The following is a 15,957-nucleotide window of genomic DNA, read 5'->3' as shown; positions in this document are numbered from 1 at the left end:
GGGTCACAGCTCGCGCAGCAGGCGGCCGGCTCCCATGATCTTGTCGTCGATGCCCCGGGTGCGCAGCGCGTGCCAGACCGTGGCGGAGTTGATGGCGATCACGGGCTTGCCGAGTTCGCGCTCCAGCCGGTCGGCCAGCCCGACCACCGGGAGGTTGGTGCCCGCCTGGACCAGTACGTCCACGTCCTCGCCGTCCACGGTACGGAACGCCTGCTCCAGCTCGTCCGGGGTGACGTGGGCGATGGACGTGGCCGAGGAGCAGCGGAGCCCGTGGACGGCCGCCACGTCGTAGCCGATCTCGGTGAAGTAGCGGCGGACCTGCTCGTCGGCGATGGGCTGGTAGGGGGTGATGACACCGATGCGGCGGGCGCCCAGGGCCTTGAGGGCGGCGTCGCAGGCGGCGGCCCCGGAGGTCACCTCCAGTCCCGAGACGTCGCGCACCCACTGCTCGAACTCGGCGTTGCCCTGGGCCCCGCCCCAGAAGGTCTCCGCGGACATGCCCATGATGAGGTGGTCGGGCAGGCAGGTCAGCACCGAGTCGATGGCCCCCCGGATCTGGGCGCGCAGCCCCTCCAGGAACACCTCGAAGGACGCCCGGTCGCTGAGGTCGGCGTGCTCGATGAGGATGCGGCCCGCGTGGTAGGAGACCCCCTCGGGGCGCATGCGGTAGTACTCGTCCTCGACGACGGTGTTCGTCGAGGGCACGATGACGCCGAACACGGCGCGCGGTGCCAGGACTGTGGTCATGTCAGCTCCAGGTCGGATCGGGGGACGGGGAGGGCCGCGCGCTCAGGCGCTCCTCCAGGGAGACGTGCCCGGCCAGGCCGAGCAGCTCGTTGAACTCGTCCCAGGGCATGCGGTCGGTGCCCGCGGCGGTGCCGGCGGTGCGCAGGGCCCGCAGCGCGGTGCGCATGGCCCCGGCCGCCGCCAGCAGCGGGGCCACGGGGGAGAGCACGACCCGGGCGCCCAGCGCCGCGTGGGCGCCGGCGGGCGCGGGGTCGGCGGTGCCGCTCTCGGAGGCGTTGAGCACGAGGGGCACGCCGGGGGCGGCGTCGCGGACCCGCTTCGCCGTCTCCTCGTCCGGGGAGCCCTCGACGAAGACGGCGTCGACCCCGCAGGAGGCGAAGGCGGCGACCCGCCGGACCACCTCGCCGGGGCCGGCGACCGAGAGCGCGTCGGTGCGGGCGATCACCGCGATCTCGCCGCGGGCCCCGACCGCGGCCTCCAGGCGCGCGACCGCCTCGTCCAGGGGGACGATCTCCTTGCCCGCCATGTGGCCGCAGCGCTTGGGGAGCACCTGGTCCTCGATGTGCAGGGCCGCCGCGCCGGCCTGCTCGTAGCGGCGGACGGTGCGGGCGGTCTGCACCGGCCCCCCGTACCCGGTGTCGGCGTCGGCCACGAGCGGGATCGAGACCGCCTCGCGGATGCGGGCGACGGTGTCGACCATGTCCGTGGCACCGACGAAGCCCAGGTCGGGCAGGCCCAGGGAGACGGCCGAGACGGCGGCACCCGAGACGTGTGCCAGCTCGAACCCGGCCTCCTCCACGAGGCGGGCCGAGAGCGCGTCGAAGCATCCCGGGGCCAGGAACGGCCCCGGGAGGTCGCTGTGCAGGAGGGAGCGCAGGCGCTCGCCGGGGGACTGCGACTGCGGAGTCATCGCAGCCCCTCCAGCCACTCGATGCTCTGGCGGGTGGTGAGCAGCTCGGCGTACTTGGCGCCCAGGTCGAACAGGGCCGCCTCGTGGGGCCCGGGGGCGCGGTCGCCGACGCCGTCGGTCACCACGACCGGGCTCAGCCCGTGGCAGAGGGCGTCCAGGGCGGTGGCCCGCACGCAGCCGCTGGTGCTGGTGCCGGTGACCATCACCCCGTCGGCCCCCAGCGCCCGCAGGGTGGAGGCCAGCGGGGTGCCGAAGAACGCGCTGGGGTACTGCTTGGTGAGCGTGATGTCCCCGGGGCGGGGGCGCAGCGGCTCGGGCGGTGCGGCGTACCGGGGGTCGGCCCCCTCGGCGAAGAGCCGCAGGGCGGGGACCTTGCGGTAGAACAGGCCGCCGTCGGAGCCGTCGGCGTGGTAGCCCACGTAGGTGAACACCACCGGAAGCCCCGCCGCGCGGGTGGCCTCGGCGAGCGCGGCGACCCGGTCGACGATGTCCTCCACCCCCGCGTAGAGGGGCGAGTCGGGGTCGAGGTAGGCGTTGACCAGGTCGACCACGACGAGTGCGGGGCGGCGCGGCAGGTCGAGCGCCCCGAAGAAGCCCGCGCGGGTGTAGTCCTCGGTCGCGGGCCCCCGGTCCGTGGGCGCGGTCATGGCAGGCGGTGCTGGAGGGCGGAGCGCCGGGCCAGGATCGGGCGCAGCGCGGACTCGATCAGCGCGCGGTGGGCCGGGTGCTCCTGGTAGGCGCGCCAGGCCTCGGCGTCGGCGAAGTCCATGGTGACGAGGAGGTCGGCGTTGCCCTCGGCCAGGCCCTCGTCCTCCTCCAGCACCAGGTTCTGGATGTGGGGGACCTGGGAGGGAAGTCGTTCGAAGCCGTCGAGGGCGGCCTCGCGCTGGGCGGTGGTCGCCTCAGTGGTCCATTGCAGGAGAAGAACGTGCCGGATCACCGTGTGTTCCTTTGCCTTCCGGGGCCCGTGTGCGGGCGTGCCACAAATTCTTGCTTGGATTCCTACATTGTGAGAGACTTATTTTCAATTGTTGGTAGAGGTTAGGCGGCGTGTCGGCCGCCGTCAAGGGAGGGGTGCGCATGGCGGCGGAACGCCGTAGCGGGGCGGAGAGTTCGCGCAAGGTGCTGGGACTGCTGCTGGCCTTCGACGAGAGGCGGCACACCCTGACCGCGTCCCAGTTGGCGGAGGCGATCGACGCGCCGCTCAGCTCGACGTACCGCTACCTGTCGGTGCTGCGCGACAGCGGCCTGCTGGAGGAGGCGGAGGCCTCGGGGAGCTACCGGCTGACCTCGCGCGTCATCGGAATGGCCCGCGCGGCCCGCGTGGCCCTCGGCGGGCTGGAGCGGCTGGCCCGCCCGGTCCTGGAGCGCATCGCCGCCGAGAGCGGCGAGACCGCGCTGCTGGTGCGCAGGGTCGGGACGGTCGCGGTGTGCGTGGACCGGGCCGAGTCCCCGCATCCGGTCCGGCTGCAGTTCGACCCCGGCCAGCCGATGCCCCTGCACCTGGGGTCGGCGGCGCGGGTGCTGCTCTCGGGCATGCCCGCGGGCGAGCGCGACGCCTACCTCGCCCGGCTGGGCGGGGAGGGGGCCGGGGCCGGCGGGTCGGAGCCGCGCGTGCCGGGCGCGCAGGAGATCGCGGCGGTGGCGCAGACCGGCTGGACCCAGAGCTTCGAGGAGGTCGACGAGGGGATCTGGGGCGCGGCCGCGGCCGTGCGGGAGCAGGGGCGCCTGGTGGCCTCCCTGGGGGTGGCCGGCCCGCTGTTCCGGCTCGGTGAGCAGGAGCGGGAGCGCGTCATCGGCCTGGTGCGCCGCGGGGCGGTCGAGATCGGCGTCGAGCTGGACCGCCTGCGTTGACAGGCGGAGACTCCGGAAGCTAGTCTTCCCAAAGAGTGAAAATTCGATTCCTGCATTGTGAGAGCTTGAACCCCAAGGAATCGAATGAACGCCACATTTGTCCCGCCCTCCGTCCTGGTCGTCGGCCTCGGACCGGTGGGCGCCACCGCGGCACTCCTGCTGGCCCAGGCCGGCTGCCGCGTCACGGTCCTGGAGGCGGAGGCCTCCCTGGAGCGCGACCTCAACGAGTCCCGGGCCTCCACCTTCCACCCGCCCACACTGGAGATCCTCGCCGACCTCGGCGTGGTGGACCAGCTGCACGAGCGCGGCCTGGTCTCGCGCTCCTACCAGTACCGGGACCGCCGCGAGGGCGTCGTCGCCGAGTTCGACCTGTCCGTCCTCAAGGCGGAGACGGCCTTCCCCTACCGGCTGCAGAGCGAGCAGCAGAACCTGGTCGAGATCGTCCACCGCGAACTCCTGAGGATGCCCAACGTCGAGGTCGTCCTCGGAGCCCCGGTGGAGTCGGCCGAACGCGAGGGCGACACGGCCGTCGTGCGCACCGGCGGGGACCGGCCCCGCGAGTGGCGCGCCCCCTGGGTCGTGGCCGCCGACGGCGCGAGCAGCACCGTCCGCAAGTGCCTGGGGCTGGACTTCCCGGGGATGACCTACCCCGAGCGCTTCCTGGTGGTCTCGGTCCACGACGACCTGTCCGAGCTCCTGCCCGGCATCTGCGAGGTCAACTACGTCTCCGACCCCGAGGAGTGGCTGGTCCTGCTGCGCACCCCGCGGCACTGGCGCGCGCTCTTCCCCGTCCCCGACGGCGCCGAGGCCGCGGCCGTCACCGCGCTCGAGGCCGTGCAGGAGCGGCTGCAGAAGGTCGCGGACAACCCCGGCGGCTACTCGGTGGCCCACACCTCCCTCTACCACGTGCACCAGCGCGTGGCCGACGACTTCCGCGTCGGCCCCTACTTCCTGGCCGGCGACGCGGCCCACCTCAACAACCCCCTCGGGGGCATGGGGATGAACAGCGGCATCCACGACGCCGTGGACGCCGCGCGCTCGATCCTGGCCGCGGCTGGCGGCGACCCCTCCCGCGCGGCCGGCTACTCCGACCGCCGGCGCGGTGTCGCGCTCGACCTCGTGCGCGCGGCCACCCACCGCAACTGGGAGACCCTCCAGCAGAAGTCGCCGGACAAGCGCAGGCAGATCCACGACAAACTGCGCGACACAGCCGCCGACCCCGAGAGCGCCCGCGAGTACCTGCGGGTGAGCTCCATGCTCGTCAGCCGGGCCTGAGGAACGGACCCGAGGGCGCCCCGGTGCGATCGCACCGGGGCGCCTTGCCGTGCGGGGGGAGGCCCGCCGGACCGGGGCAACGGCGCGGGCCCGGGAGAGGAGAGCTCTCCCGGGCCCGCGCCCGCCGTACGGCTCAGGCCCGCCGGACGTAGGCCCCGAGGGGCTCGCCGACGACCTTGCCCGACTCGACGATCTGCTCACCGCGCAGGAACACGTCGGTGACGGCCGCGTCGATCCGCATCCCCTCGAAGGGGGTGTACTCCTGGGTGGACTCGGAGTCCTCGGCGCGCACGGTCCAGGAGGCCTCGGGGTCCACGAGCGCGATGTCGGCGTCGTAGCCGGGAGCGATGGTGCCCTTGGCGGTCAGCCCGTAGCGCTGCGCCGGGTTCCACGACAGCAGGCGCGCGACGGCCGGGTCGGACAGCCCGCGCTTGCGCCCCTCGGAGACGAGGCCGGGAAGCAGGTACTCGGCCCCGCCGAAACCGGACTTGGCGAGGAAGATGTTGTCGCGGTCCTCACCGAACTTCATCTCGTCCTTGCAGCAGGCGTGGTCGCTGACCACCCAGTCGACGTCCCCGGCCAGCATGTGCCTCCACAGCGCCTCCACGTCCTCGCGCGGGCGCAGGGGCGGGTTGACCTTGCCTCCGACGGGGTGGCCGGTCTCGACGTCGCTGAGCAGGTGGCCCAGCGTCACCTCGCGCCGGAAGTCGATGTGGGGGAAGGTCCTGGACATCGCCAGCGCCGCCTCCATCGCCTTGGCCGAGGTCAGGTGGAGCAGGTTGATGGTGGGCAGGCCGGTCTCGTGGGCCAGGTAGGAGGCGATGGTGACCGCCAGGCCCTCGGAGTGCGGCGGGCGGGAGGCGCTGTAGGCGGCCAGGCCGCTCAGCTCGCCCTCCTCCTCCACCATGCGGGTGTAGGCCGACATGATCTCGGCGGTCTCGCAGTGCAGGGACAGCGACAGCCGGTCGGCGATCGCGGGGCGCTCCTCGCGGACCTTCTGCAGGGCGCGCATGACGAACTCGAAGTGGGCGAGGTCGTAGCGCTCACCGGGAGGGGTCATGAGGAACGACGCCTGGTCGTTGGAGCGCCCGTGCAGCCCGTAGCCGCCGTAGAACATGAAGATCTTGAACGAGGTCACCCCGAAGTCGTCGACCAGGGAGCCGATCTCGTCGAGGTGGCTGTTCTGCATCGGTGCGACGTGGAAAGCGTGGTCGATGTGGGCGCGGCCCTCGGTGAGGGAGAGCACCTCGGGGAAGAAGTCGGCGTAGGAGCCGCCCTTGTTCAGGTAGTACTGGCCGGTGCGGATGTAGGTCAGCCCGGTGGTCACACCGCCCTGCGCGGCCGCCCTGCTCTCGGTGCGGGCGTCGACGTCCAGGGGGTTGTAGATCCCCCAGTGCTGGTGGGCGTCGACGGCACCGGGGAAGGCCAGGCGGCCGCCGCCGTCGACGACCCGCGCGGCGCGGGAGGCGTCGATGTCCGGGGACACCAGGGCCACCTTCCCGCCCGACACCGCGATGTCGCCGGGCTCGGCCGTGTCGGTGTCGGGACGCACCACGGTGACGTTCTTGATGATCAGGTCGAATTCGGACACGCTGGGTCCCTTTCTAGGAAATCCGGTGCGCCAGGAGGCGTTCCTGGCAGTGGTCCGCGGCGAGCACGGCGAGGCCGAGGGCGGGCAGGAGCCCGTTCCCGGCGAGGTATCCGCCGGCCCCGTGGCCGGAGATGCCGATGGCCGCACCGCCGGAGGCGTACAGCCCCTCGATGGGGGTCGCGTCCTCGCGCAGGACGCGGGCGCGGCCGTCGACGACCAGACCGCCCTGGGTGTGGAAGAGGGCCGGTTCGACGCGCACGGCCCGGTAGGGCGCGCGCAGAGGCGCCTCCCAGTTGCCGCGGCCGAACTCGTCGGTGCTGCCCCGAACCGCGTGCTCGGCGGCCCGGGCCAGGGTGTCGGCCAGGGCGTCGGCGGGCAGTCCGCAGCGCTCGGCCAGGGCGGCGGCGTCCTCGGCCGAGACGACCGCGCCCTGCTCGACGGTGTCCCGGTAGTCCCCGAAGGCGGTGCACAGCTCGTGCACCCGCTCGTCGTGGACGATCCAGCCCTCGGAGCCCGGCTGGGCCGCGAGCATCGCGGCGTACTCGGAGTAGCCCACGGTCTCGTCGCCGAAGCGGCGGCCCTCGGTGTTGACCAGCACGCCGCCGTGCATGATCGTCGCCCACCCCACGAGGGTGCCCGCGCTGCGGGCCAGGGCCGCGTGTCCCTGGTAGGCGTCCAGATATCCGGTGGCCGCGCCCAGCTCCCTGCCGATGCGCAGGGCGTCACCGCGGGAGTTCTCGCCGCCGTGGTAGACGGCTCCGGCGATCTCGGGCATGAGCTCGCGGACGGCGTCGCTGTCGGCGCCGTAGCCGTTGGTGGCCAGCAGCAGGGCCCGGGCGGGGATCTCCTCGCGGGTGCCGTCGGGGTACTCCGCGACCGCGGCGCAGACCCGCCCCTCGTGCGTGCGGGCCCCGACCAGGCGGGCCGGCACGAGGAAGTCGATGCGCGGGTGGGCGCGGGCGCGGGCCACCAGGTGGTCGAGCAGCTCCGCGCCGGTGCGCGAGGGGACGGTGTGGCAGCGCGCCACCGAGTGGCCGGGGTAGGAGATGTCCGCGGCGAGCTCGATGGGCAGGTCCAGTCCGTCCGCGAGCCAGGTGACGAGTTCGGAGCTGAAGTCCGTCAGGGCCTCGGCGAGCACGGCGTCGGCCTGGCCGCGGGTCTTGGCGCGCACGTCGGCCAGGAATGCGGCGGGGGAGTCCTCCAGCCCGGCCTCCGCCTGCCAGCGGGTGCCCGCGCCGGGGATCATCGCGGTGGACATGGAGGTGTTGTTGCCGCGGCGGAAGGTCTCGCCGGCCTCGATCACGACGACGTCCAGCCCGGCGTCGGCCGCGCGCAGGGCGCCCGCGAGCCCGCCTCCTGCGCCGGCCACGACCAGGTCGACGGCATCGTCACTGCTGGGATCGGAACTGCTGTGCGGGGGAGCCACGGGCGGACCTTTCCGGGCCGGGGAGGGGCCGCTCCGGTGCCTGTGCGGCCCCGAGGAGCTCTGGCGTGTCCCTCTTTCGGCACCTGTGGGGAACTACGTTTCGCTTTGGGGAACGACCCTCGTGTCCTCGAAGATGCCAGTTTCCCGCTTCGCCAGTCAAGGCTTCTCGGGAAAATAGCTGATAGAAGCCATCTTGTTGACTTGTGTCCGCCATGTGGGCCATATTTCAAGTGGCGTCGATGAGTGGAAGCATGTTCCAGCTATCGGAACGCTCCCGGTCGAAGTCGCCCGCTTCGCAGACTCGGCACGGCAGAAAGGACCACCAGGGTGGACAGCCCCGACACAGGCCGCGAGGCCTCCTCTCCCGGCGAGACGGCCGCGACCCCCGCGGCACAGGCGCTCGGCGACCTGGTGGTGCTGGACATCGCCACCCTGTTCGCCGGCCCCATGGCGGCCACCATGCTCGGTGACTTCGGCGCCGAGGTGATCAAGATCGAACACCCCGACAGGGGCGACCCCGTGCGCACGCACGGCGCCACCAAGGACGGCATCGGCCTGTGGTGGAAGATGCTCGGCCGCAACAAGAAGACCGTCGACCTGTACCTGGGCTCGGACGAGGGGCGCGAGGCGTTCAAGAAGATGGTCGCCGGGGCCGACGTCGTCATCGAGAACTTCCGGCCGGGCACGCTGGAGCGCTGGGGCCTGGGCTACGACGTGCTCAGCGAGATCAACCCCCGGCTCATCCTGGCCCGCGTCACCGGATTCGGGCAGTTCGGCCCCCACGCCCACCGCCCCGGGTTCGGCACGCTCGCCGAGGCCATGAGCGGATTCGCCTCCATCACCGGCGAACCTGACGGCCCGCCGACCCTGCCGCCCTTCGGACTCGCCGACGGCATCGCCGCGCTCACCACCGCCTACGCGGTCATGACGGCCGTGCACGCCCGCTCCAGGACCGGACGCGGCCAGGTGGTCGACCTTGCCATCACCGAGCCCATCCTCACCGTCCTGGGCCCCCAGCCCACCGTCTACGACCAGCTGGGCGTGGTCCAGCAGCGCCAGGGCAACCGCTCCTCCAACAACGCCCCGCGCAACACCTACCGCACCGCCGACGGCAGCTGGGTCGCCGTCTCCACCAGCGCCCAGAGCATCGCCGAGCGCGTGATGCGCCTGGTGGGGCGCCCCGAGCTGATCGACGAGCCCTGGTTCTCCTCCGGCGCCGAGCGGGCCCGCCACGCCGACGAGCTGGACGAGGCCGTCGGCGGATGGATCGCCCAGCGCGACCGCGCCGAGGTCGTCAAGGCCTTCGAGGAGGCCCAGGCGGCGGTCGCGCCCATCTACGACGTCCGCGACGTCCTCCAGGACCCCCAGTTCAAGGCGCTGGACACCATCACCACCGTCGACGACCCCGACCTCGGCCCGATGAAGATGCAGAACGTCCTCTTCCGCCTGTCGGAGACCCCCGGGTCCATCCGCAGCACCGGCCGGGCCAGGGGGGCCGACACCGCCGAGGTGCTCGCCCGCTTCGGCGTCGGGCCCGAGGAGATCGAGCGGCTCACGAGGCGGGAGCCGTGAGCGGCTCGCCCCGGCCCCGCAGCTGGCTGTACGTTCCCGCCACCCGGCCGGACCGGGTGGCCAAGGCCCTGGCGGGCCCCGCCGAGGCGGTCGTGGTCGACCTCGAGGACGCGGTGCCCGCCGCGGCCAAGGAGTCCGCCCGCGCGACCGTGCTGGAACTGGCCGCGCGGCACGACCGCCCCTTCCACGTGCGCGTCAACGACCTGGAAGGGCCCTGGGGGGAGGCGGACCTGCGGGCGCTGGCGCAGGTCCCGGTCGCGGGGGTGCGCCTGCCCAAGACCGAGTCGGCCGACCAGGTCCTGCGGGCGGCGGACGCCCTCTCCGCGGCCCCGGCCCCGGTCCCCCTCCACATCCTCCTGGAGAGCGCCCTGGGCATCGAGCGCGCCTTCGACATCGCCGTCGCCCACCCGCAGGTCGCCGGCCTGTCCCTGGGCGAGGCCGACCTGCGCGCGAGCCTGCGCGTCACCGAGGACGCGGCCCTGGACTGGGCCCGCTCGCGCGTGGTCAACGCCGCTCGCGCGGCCGGCCTGCCCAGCCCGGTGCAGAGCGTCCACACCGATGTCGCGGACGAGGCCGGACTGCGCGCCGGCAGCGAGCGCGGCCGGGCCATGGGCTTCTACGGCCGATCGGTCGTCCACCCCCGGCAGATCCCGGTGGTGCACGCCGCCTACACGCCCGGTGCCGACGAACGCGCCCGGGCCGCCGCCCTGCTGGCCGAGCTGGAGGCGGCGGACGCCGAGGGCCGGAGCGCCTTCCTGACCGCCGACGGCCGCTTCGTCGACCCCGCGGTCGTCCACGCGGCCCGCGCCGTCCTGGACGCCGCCCCTCCCATCCCCGAACACGAGGAGAAGAACCCATGACAGACCCGCTCCTGGCAGCGGTCGGCGGCGGTGTGCGCACCATCGACCTGGCCCAGCCCCTGTTCACCGGAATGCCCTCCTCGCCCAACCACCCGGGCTTCCGCATGACCCTGATCCGCAGGCACGGCGACATGGTGCGCCCCGACGGGGGGTCGGCGGCCAACGAGCTCATCATCACCGGCGGCCACGTCGGCACCCACGTCGACGCCCTCTCGCACGTCTCCCACCTGGGCTGCCTCAACGGCGGGATCGACGCCGCCGAGGCCACGGTCAACGGCCGCTTCGCCGAGCACGGCATCGACCGGATGCAGCCGCTGGTGTGCCGGGGCGTGCTGCTCGACGTGGCGGCCACCTACGGGGTGGACTGCCTCGAACCCGGCTACGGGATCACCCCCGAGGACCTGGAGAAGGCCGCCGCCCACGGCGGGGCCGAGCCCGGCCCGGGCGACGTCGCCCTCGTCCGCACCGGCTGGGCGAGCCGCTTCGGCGACGCCGAGGCCTACCTGGGCCAGTCCGACGGGGTCCCCGGCGTCACCGAGGAGGCCGGGCAGTGGCTCGCCGAGCGCCGGATCTCGGCGGCGGGAGCCGACACCACCGCCTTCGAGCACATCCCCGCGGGCAAGGGGCACAGCGTCCTGCCCGTGCACCGGGTGCTGCTGGTGGAGAACGGCATCCACATCATCGAGCACATGATGCTGGAGGACCTGTCCCGGGAAGGGGTGGGCGAGTTCCTGTTCGTCATGAGCCCCCTGAAGATCGTCGGCGGAACCGGATCGCCGGTGCGCCCCCTGGCGGTGGTGTCCGCATGAGCGGCCTGATCGTCACCGCGGGCCGCCTGGCCCACGCCGCCTACACCGAGGGCCTCGCCGACCACCTGCGCGAGGACGTCTCCCGCCGGGTCCTGGACCTGCTCGGCAACAGCCTGGCGGCGGCCGACCAGGAGCCCGCCCGCGTCGCGGAGGCCGTCGCGGCCGAATGGGGCGGCACCCCCGCCGCGACCTCCCTGGCCGGCGGCACGCGCTACCCGGCGCCGTCCGCCGCCCTGGTCAACGGCACCCTGGCGCACGCCCTCGACTTCGACGACACCCACCTGCCCTCGGTCCTGCACCCCTCGGCCCCGGTCCTCCCCGCGGCCCTGGCCACCGCGCAGGCGCACGGGCGCTCCGGGGCCCAGCTGCTGGACGCCGCGGGCCTGGGCATCGAACTCGCGGTCCGCCTGGGCATGGCCGGCTACGACGAGGAACTGGGCAACTCCGTCTTCTTCGAACGCGGACTGCACGCCACCGCCATCTGCGGCGCGGTCGGCGCCGCTGTCGCCTCGGCCCTCCTCCAGGGCCTGGACGCGGCCGGTGTCGCCCACGCCGCCGGCATCGCCGCCAGCATGGGCTCGGGGATCATCGAGGCCAACCGCACCGGCGGTACCATCAAGCGGGTCCACTGCGGCTGGGCCGCCCACGCCGGGGTCTCGGCCGCCGACCTGGCCAGGCACGGCCTGACCGGACCGCCGACCGTGGTGGAGGGGCGCTTCGGGTTCCTGGAGGCCTTCTGCGGTGACGCCGGCCGGGCCGGCGTCGTCGTCGACGGGTTCACCACCGAGTGGGAGCTGCCCGGGGTCTTCTTCAAGCCCTACCCGTGCAACCACTTCACCCACGCCGGCGTGGACGCCGCCCTGCGGCTGCGCGCCGAGGGCCTGGACCCCGACGACGTCGTCGAGCTGGAACTGGGCGTGCCCACGGCGGTCCTGCGCACCATCGGCGAACCCGCCGAGGAGAAGGCCCGCCCGCGCTCGGGCTACCACGCCGCGTTCAGCGGCCCCTACACCGTCGCCGCGGCACTGCTCGGCGGCGGCGGGCTGGGCCTCTTCCACGAGGACTTCACCGACGAGGCCGCGGCCGACCCGGCGCGGCTGGCCCTGGCGGCCAAGGTCAGGTGCGTGCCCGACCCCGAGTGCGACGCCATCTTCCCCCGGCAGTTCCCGGCGGTCCTCACCGCCGTGCTCAAGGACGGCACACGCCGGCAGGCGCGGGTGTCCGCCAACCGCGGCGGACCGGACAACCCGCTGTCCGCGGAGGAGCTGGCGACCAAGTTCCGGCTCAACGCGAGCCGGCGCGTCGCCGACCCCGACCGGATCGTCGCCCTGGTGAGAGGGCTGGCAGAGGCGCCCTCGACGGACGCGCTCACCGAGGAGCTGTCCCGCACCCGCTGACGGGCCCGGGCCGCTCCCCCGGACACGGGGGAGCGGCCCGCCCCGGCGGGCGCCCTCACCTGGCCCGCCGCACCCGGCCCTCGTCCCACACCGGCTCGGGTGACTCGTACACCCCGCCGTCGGACCCGAACACCACGAACCGGTCGAACCCGCGGGCGAACCACCGGTCGTGCGTCACCGCCAGGATCGTGCCCTCGAAGGACTCCAGCGCCGCCTCCAGGGCCTCCGCCGAGACCACGTCCAGGTTGTCGGTTGGCTCGTCCAGCAGCAGCATCGTCGCACCCGACAGCTCCAGGAGCAGGATCTGGAACCGCGCCTGCTGGCCTCCCGACAGGGTGTCGAACTCCTGGTCGGCCGCCCGCGCCAGCTCGTAACGGTCCAGCGCCCGCCCGGCCTCGTCCCGGGGCAGGCCCCGGCGCTCGCCCTCGCCCCGGTGCAGGATCTCCAGCAGCGTGCGCCCCGCGAACTCGGGGTGCTCGTGGGTCTGGGCGAACCACCCCGGCAGCACCCGCGCGCCCAGGCGCGCCGTACCGGTGTGTGCCACCGGTGCCACCCGCTCCCCCGAAGCCGTCGGCACCGCCTCCGGACCGCTGCCGCCCCGGGCCAGCAGCCGCAGGAAGTGCGACTTGCCCGAGCCGTTGGAGCCCAGCACCGCCACCCGCTCGCCGTACCGGACGTCCAGGTCGAAGGGCCGCATCAGCCCGGTCAGCTCCAACCTCTCGCACACCAGCGCCTGCCGCCCCGTGCGCCCGCCCCGCAGCCGCATCCGCAGGTTCTGCTCCCGGGGCCGCTTCTGCGGCGGCCCCGCCTCCTCGAACCGCCGCAGCCGGGTCTGCGCCGACCGGTACCGCGAGGCCATGTCCGAGTTGTAGGCGGCCTTCTGCTTGTAGGCCGCCACCAGCGCCCTCAGCTTGGCGTGCTCCTCGTCCCAGCGCCTGCGCAGCTCGTCCAGCCGCTCGAACCGCTCCCGGCGGGCCCGGTGGTAGGTACCGAAGGCGCCGCCGTGCGTCCACGCGGTGCTGCCCGCCGCCCCCAGCTCCAGCGTGACGATCCGGTCGGGCACCCGGCTCAGCAGCTCCCGGTCGTGGGAGACCAGCAGCACCGTCTTCGGGGTGGCCGCCAGGGCCTCCTCCAGCCACCGCTTGCCGGGCACGTCCAGGTAGTTGTCCGGCTCGTCCAGGAGCAGCACCGGCGCCGGGCCCCGCAGCAGCGCCTCGATCACCAGGCGCTTCTGCTCACCGCCCGACAGGGTCCGCACCTCGCGCCACCGGCAGCGCCCGTAGGGTATCCCCAGCGCCTCGGTGCAGCACTGGTCCCACACCACCTCGGCGTCGTGGCCGCCGGCGTCGGAGTAGCGGGAGAGCGCCTCGGCGTAGCGCATCTGGGTGCGCTCGCCGTCGTCGAGCATCATCGCCTCCTCGGCCGCCTCCAGGGCGGCGTGCGCCTCGCGCACCGCCGCGGGGGAGACCGACACCAGCAGCTCGTGCACGGTCGTGGCATCGCGCACGTGCCCCACGAACTGCGGCATCACCCCCAGCTCGCCCTCGACGGTCACCGCCCCGGCCTGCGGCCGCTGCTCGCCGCGCACGATCCGCAGCAGGGTGCTCTTGCCCGCGCCGTTGGCACCGATCAGCGCCGTCCTGGACCCCTCGCCCACCCGGAAGGACACCCCGTCCAGCAGGACCCGCCCGTCGGGCAGGGTGTGCCCCACCTGGTTGACATCGATGTGACCCACGACCGGACTCCACACGTATCGGCTGCACAGAGGGCGCGCGAGGGCAGCCGCCCGCACACGTCCCGGCAGGCTTCCATCCGGCCCCGCGGCGGTGCAACCCCTTTTCCGGGCGGCTTCCGGGCGGCGCGGACGGCCTCCCGGCGCTGCCATAATGTCCGGACGGGAACGGAGCTCAGAGCACGGGGAACGGGGGCCACGGGTGGTCGAGCGCGGGGCACACGACCTGGACCCGCTCACCGTCGGAGACCGCTTCCGCCTGTTCAACTTCACCCGCCGCGACGACCACGTCACCTACCTGTGGATCCTGCGGGCCATGGACCGCCTGCGCGAGGTCCACCAGGTCCAGGCCGGCGCCGAGGACGTGGCCGCCGTCCTGCGCGAACTCTCCCTGGCCCGCGAGGACGTCCCCGTGCCCGACCCGGCGGGCCTGCGCGACCGCCTGGACAACCTCTGCGACGACGGCCTCGTGCACCGCTTCGACGACGCCTCCCGCGCCGGCGACCTCGCCAGCTACCGCAACCGCCAGTCCGTGTACCAGTTCAGCGAACTCGGCTACCGGGCCTACCGGTCGGTGGAGAACCTCCTGGGCGCCCGCACCGAGGACGTCAACCTCTCCCGCCTGGTCTTCTCCGACGTCCTGGAGGACCTGCGGGCCCTGGCCCGCGCCAACCGCACCGGCCAGGCCGAACAGGTCTACCGCCGCCTGTCGCGCCTGGACGCGGCCATGGAAGACATGGGGCGCCGCTCCGCCCAGTTCCACGTCACCCTCGGCGAGATCCTGCGCTCCACCGACGCCTCGCCTGACACCTTCCTGCGCCACAAGAACGCGCTGCTGGTCCACATGACCGAGTTCGTCGCCGAGCTCGACCGCTACCAGCCCCGCCTGGAGCGCGCGGTGCGCGAGGTGGAGGAGACCGGCATCGCCACCGCCCTGGCCCGCGCCGCCGACGCCGACGAACGCCTGTTCATGGACCGCGCCGAACGCCTGGAGGACTGGCGGCGCCGCTGGGCGGCCCTGCGCGGCTGGTTCGTCGCCGAGGGCGGCGCACCCACCCGCGCCGCCCAGCTGCACGACGCCACCCGCTCGGCCGTCTCCGGCGTGATCGCCCTGCTGCGCCAGATCACCGAGAGCCGGCGCGGCGGCGTCAACCGCACCACCCAGCTGCGCCACCTCGCCGCATGGGTCTTCCGCACCCCCGACGACGCCTCCGCCCACGCCCTCATGGGCGCCGCCTTCAACACCCGCTCCGCCCGCCACCTGGGCGCGACCCACGACGACGAGGAGGACGTCTCCCCGGGCACCACCTGGTGGGACGCCCCCGGCGTGGAGGTGTCGGTCACCCTCTTCCGCAGCGGCAGGGCACCCGCGGCCGGCGCCCCCAGGCCGGTGCGCCACGACCGCGGCGCCCGGGCCGAGATACGCCGTCGCCAGGCCGAGGGCCGCTCCGCCGACCGGCAGGCCGCCGCACGCCTGGCACAGGAGGGCGCCGCCGGCCGCGTCCTCGACGACAGCGACACCCGCGTCCTGCTGCGCCTGCTCACCCGCGCCCTGGAGTCGCGTGCCGTCGTCGCCGGACGGATCTCCTCGGCCACCGGCACCGACGAGGGGACCCTGGTGCGCCTGCACCCCAGCGACACCGGAACCACCGTGCGCACCACCCGCGGCACCCTCCACCTGCCGGGCGTCCGCCTGGAACTGGCCCCCCGCACCCGCGGCCCCCGCCCCTGACGGCAGCCCTCCCGCGGGGCCCCGCACCGGGCCCGCGCGAGGGCGCCGCACG

At 73.9% G+C, this 15,957-nt stretch carries 14 protein-coding genes; 7 read left to right on the top strand and 7 right to left on the bottom strand.

Features of this window, described 5'->3' with window-relative positions:
* Positions 1-3: 3 nt before the first annotated feature.
* From FHS13_RS07360 to FHS13_RS07345, 4 genes are read right to left on the bottom strand one after another with little or no spacing between them, the layout of a single operon-like run.
* Positions 4-747 carry a maleate cis-trans isomerase family protein gene (locus FHS13_RS07360; protein ID WP_184289598.1) on the bottom strand — a complete coding sequence of 248 codons (744 nt, stop codon included), beginning with the start codon at positions 745-747 and terminating at the stop codon, positions 4-6.
* A 1-nt stretch (position 748) separates the two neighbouring features.
* Positions 749-1,657, bottom strand: a complete 909-nt coding sequence (locus tag FHS13_RS07355; protein WP_184289596.1) for an isocitrate lyase/PEP mutase family protein — start codon at positions 1,655-1,657, stop codon at positions 749-751.
* Entirely contained in the window at positions 1,654-2,304 is a 651-nt protein-coding gene (locus tag FHS13_RS07350; protein ID WP_184289595.1) for an isochorismatase family protein, read from the bottom strand. Before FHS13_RS07350 ends, FHS13_RS07355 begins: the two co-directional genes overlap by 4 nt.
* Complete coding sequence (locus FHS13_RS07345; protein ID WP_184289593.1) at positions 2,301-2,597, bottom strand: Dabb family protein; 297 nt, start codon at positions 2,595-2,597, stop codon at positions 2,301-2,303. Before FHS13_RS07345 ends, FHS13_RS07350 begins: the two co-directional genes overlap by 4 nt.
* 140 nt (positions 2,598-2,737) lie before the next feature.
* Between FHS13_RS07345 and FHS13_RS07340 the strand changes: the two genes are divergently transcribed.
* Positions 2,738-3,511 carry an IclR family transcriptional regulator gene (locus FHS13_RS07340; protein ID WP_184289591.1) on the top strand — a complete coding sequence of 258 codons (774 nt, stop codon included), beginning with the start codon at positions 2,738-2,740 and terminating at the stop codon, positions 3,509-3,511.
* A gap of 84 nt (positions 3,512-3,595) precedes the next feature.
* Positions 3,596-4,786 carry an FAD-dependent oxidoreductase gene (locus FHS13_RS07335; protein ID WP_184289589.1) on the top strand — a complete coding sequence of 397 codons (1,191 nt, stop codon included), beginning with the start codon at positions 3,596-3,598 and terminating at the stop codon, positions 4,784-4,786.
* Between the two features lie 133 nt (positions 4,787-4,919).
* Here FHS13_RS07335 and FHS13_RS07330 read toward each other — a convergent pair whose 3' ends face one another.
* Positions 4,920-6,377, bottom strand: a complete 1,458-nt coding sequence (locus FHS13_RS07330) for an amidohydrolase family protein (RefSeq protein ID WP_184289587.1) — start codon at positions 6,375-6,377, stop codon at positions 4,920-4,922.
* 13 nt (positions 6,378-6,390) lie between these two features.
* Positions 6,391-7,803 (bottom strand): FAD-binding protein, encoded by a 1,413-nt coding sequence (locus FHS13_RS07325; protein WP_184289585.1) that lies wholly within the window; start codon positions 7,801-7,803, stop codon positions 6,391-6,393.
* A gap of 327 nt (positions 7,804-8,130) precedes the next feature.
* On the opposite strand from FHS13_RS07325, the gene FHS13_RS07320 reads away from it, so the two are divergent.
* From FHS13_RS07320 to FHS13_RS07305, 4 genes are read left to right on the top strand one after another with little or no spacing between them, the layout of a single operon-like run.
* Positions 8,131-9,375: a CaiB/BaiF CoA transferase family protein gene (locus tag FHS13_RS07320; RefSeq protein ID WP_184289583.1), complete on the top strand. Its 1,245-nt coding sequence runs from the start codon at positions 8,131-8,133 to the stop codon at positions 9,373-9,375.
* Positions 9,372-10,235: an aldolase/citrate lyase family protein gene (locus FHS13_RS07315; protein ID WP_184289581.1), complete on the top strand. Its 864-nt coding sequence runs from the start codon at positions 9,372-9,374 to the stop codon at positions 10,233-10,235. The genes FHS13_RS07320 and FHS13_RS07315 overlap by 4 nt, the downstream gene beginning before the upstream one ends.
* A complete protein-coding gene (locus FHS13_RS07310) occupies positions 10,232-11,044 on the top strand; it encodes a cyclase family protein (protein WP_184289578.1) in 813 nt (270 codons plus the stop codon). Before FHS13_RS07315 ends, FHS13_RS07310 begins: the two co-directional genes overlap by 4 nt.
* Positions 11,041-12,441 carry an MmgE/PrpD family protein gene (locus FHS13_RS07305; protein ID WP_184289576.1) on the top strand — a complete coding sequence of 467 codons (1,401 nt, stop codon included), beginning with the start codon at positions 11,041-11,043 and terminating at the stop codon, positions 12,439-12,441. Before FHS13_RS07310 ends, FHS13_RS07305 begins: the two co-directional genes overlap by 4 nt.
* A 55-nt stretch (positions 12,442-12,496) precedes the next feature.
* Here FHS13_RS07305 and FHS13_RS07300 read toward each other — a convergent pair whose 3' ends face one another.
* Positions 12,497-14,176 carry an ATP-binding cassette domain-containing protein gene (locus tag FHS13_RS07300; RefSeq protein ID WP_184289573.1) on the bottom strand — a complete coding sequence of 560 codons (1,680 nt, stop codon included), beginning with the start codon at positions 14,174-14,176 and terminating at the stop codon, positions 12,497-12,499.
* 199 nt (positions 14,177-14,375) lie between these two features.
* On the opposite strand from FHS13_RS07300, the gene FHS13_RS07295 reads away from it, so the two are divergent.
* On the top strand, positions 14,376-15,905 hold the full coding sequence (locus tag FHS13_RS07295; protein ID WP_184289570.1) for a TIGR02677 family protein: 1,530 nt from the start codon (positions 14,376-14,378) through the stop codon (positions 15,903-15,905).
* The last annotated feature ends 52 nt before the right edge of the window (positions 15,906-15,957 follow it).

The sequence above is a fragment of the Nocardiopsis algeriensis genome, from assembly GCF_014203695.1.
Taxonomy (GTDB): Bacteria; Actinomycetota; Actinomycetes; order Streptosporangiales; family Streptosporangiaceae; genus Nocardiopsis; species Nocardiopsis algeriensis.
Note: the sequence above shows the minus strand (reverse complement) of the source record. Positions and strands in the feature narration are given on the sequence as shown.

Coding starts and splice junctions, on each gene's coding strand:
- FHS13_RS07360 (WP_184289598.1), bottom strand. CDS start 747: ATGACCACAGTCCTGGCACCGCGCGCCGTGTTCGGCGTCATCGTGCCC.
- FHS13_RS07355 (WP_184289596.1), bottom strand. CDS start 1,657: ATGACTCCGCAGTCGCAGTCCCCCGGCGAGCGCCTGCGCTCCCTCCTG.
- FHS13_RS07350 (WP_184289595.1), bottom strand. CDS start 2,304: ATGACCGCGCCCACGGACCGGGGGCCCGCGACCGAGGACTACACCCGC.
- FHS13_RS07340 (WP_184289591.1), top strand. CDS start 2,738: ATGGCGGCGGAACGCCGTAGCGGGGCGGAGAGTTCGCGCAAGGTGCTG.
- FHS13_RS07335 (WP_184289589.1), top strand. CDS start 3,596: ATGAACGCCACATTTGTCCCGCCCTCCGTCCTGGTCGTCGGCCTCGGA.
- FHS13_RS07310 (WP_184289578.1), top strand. CDS start 10,232: ATGACAGACCCGCTCCTGGCAGCGGTCGGCGGCGGTGTGCGCACCATC.
- FHS13_RS07305 (WP_184289576.1), top strand. CDS start 11,041: ATGAGCGGCCTGATCGTCACCGCGGGCCGCCTGGCCCACGCCGCCTAC.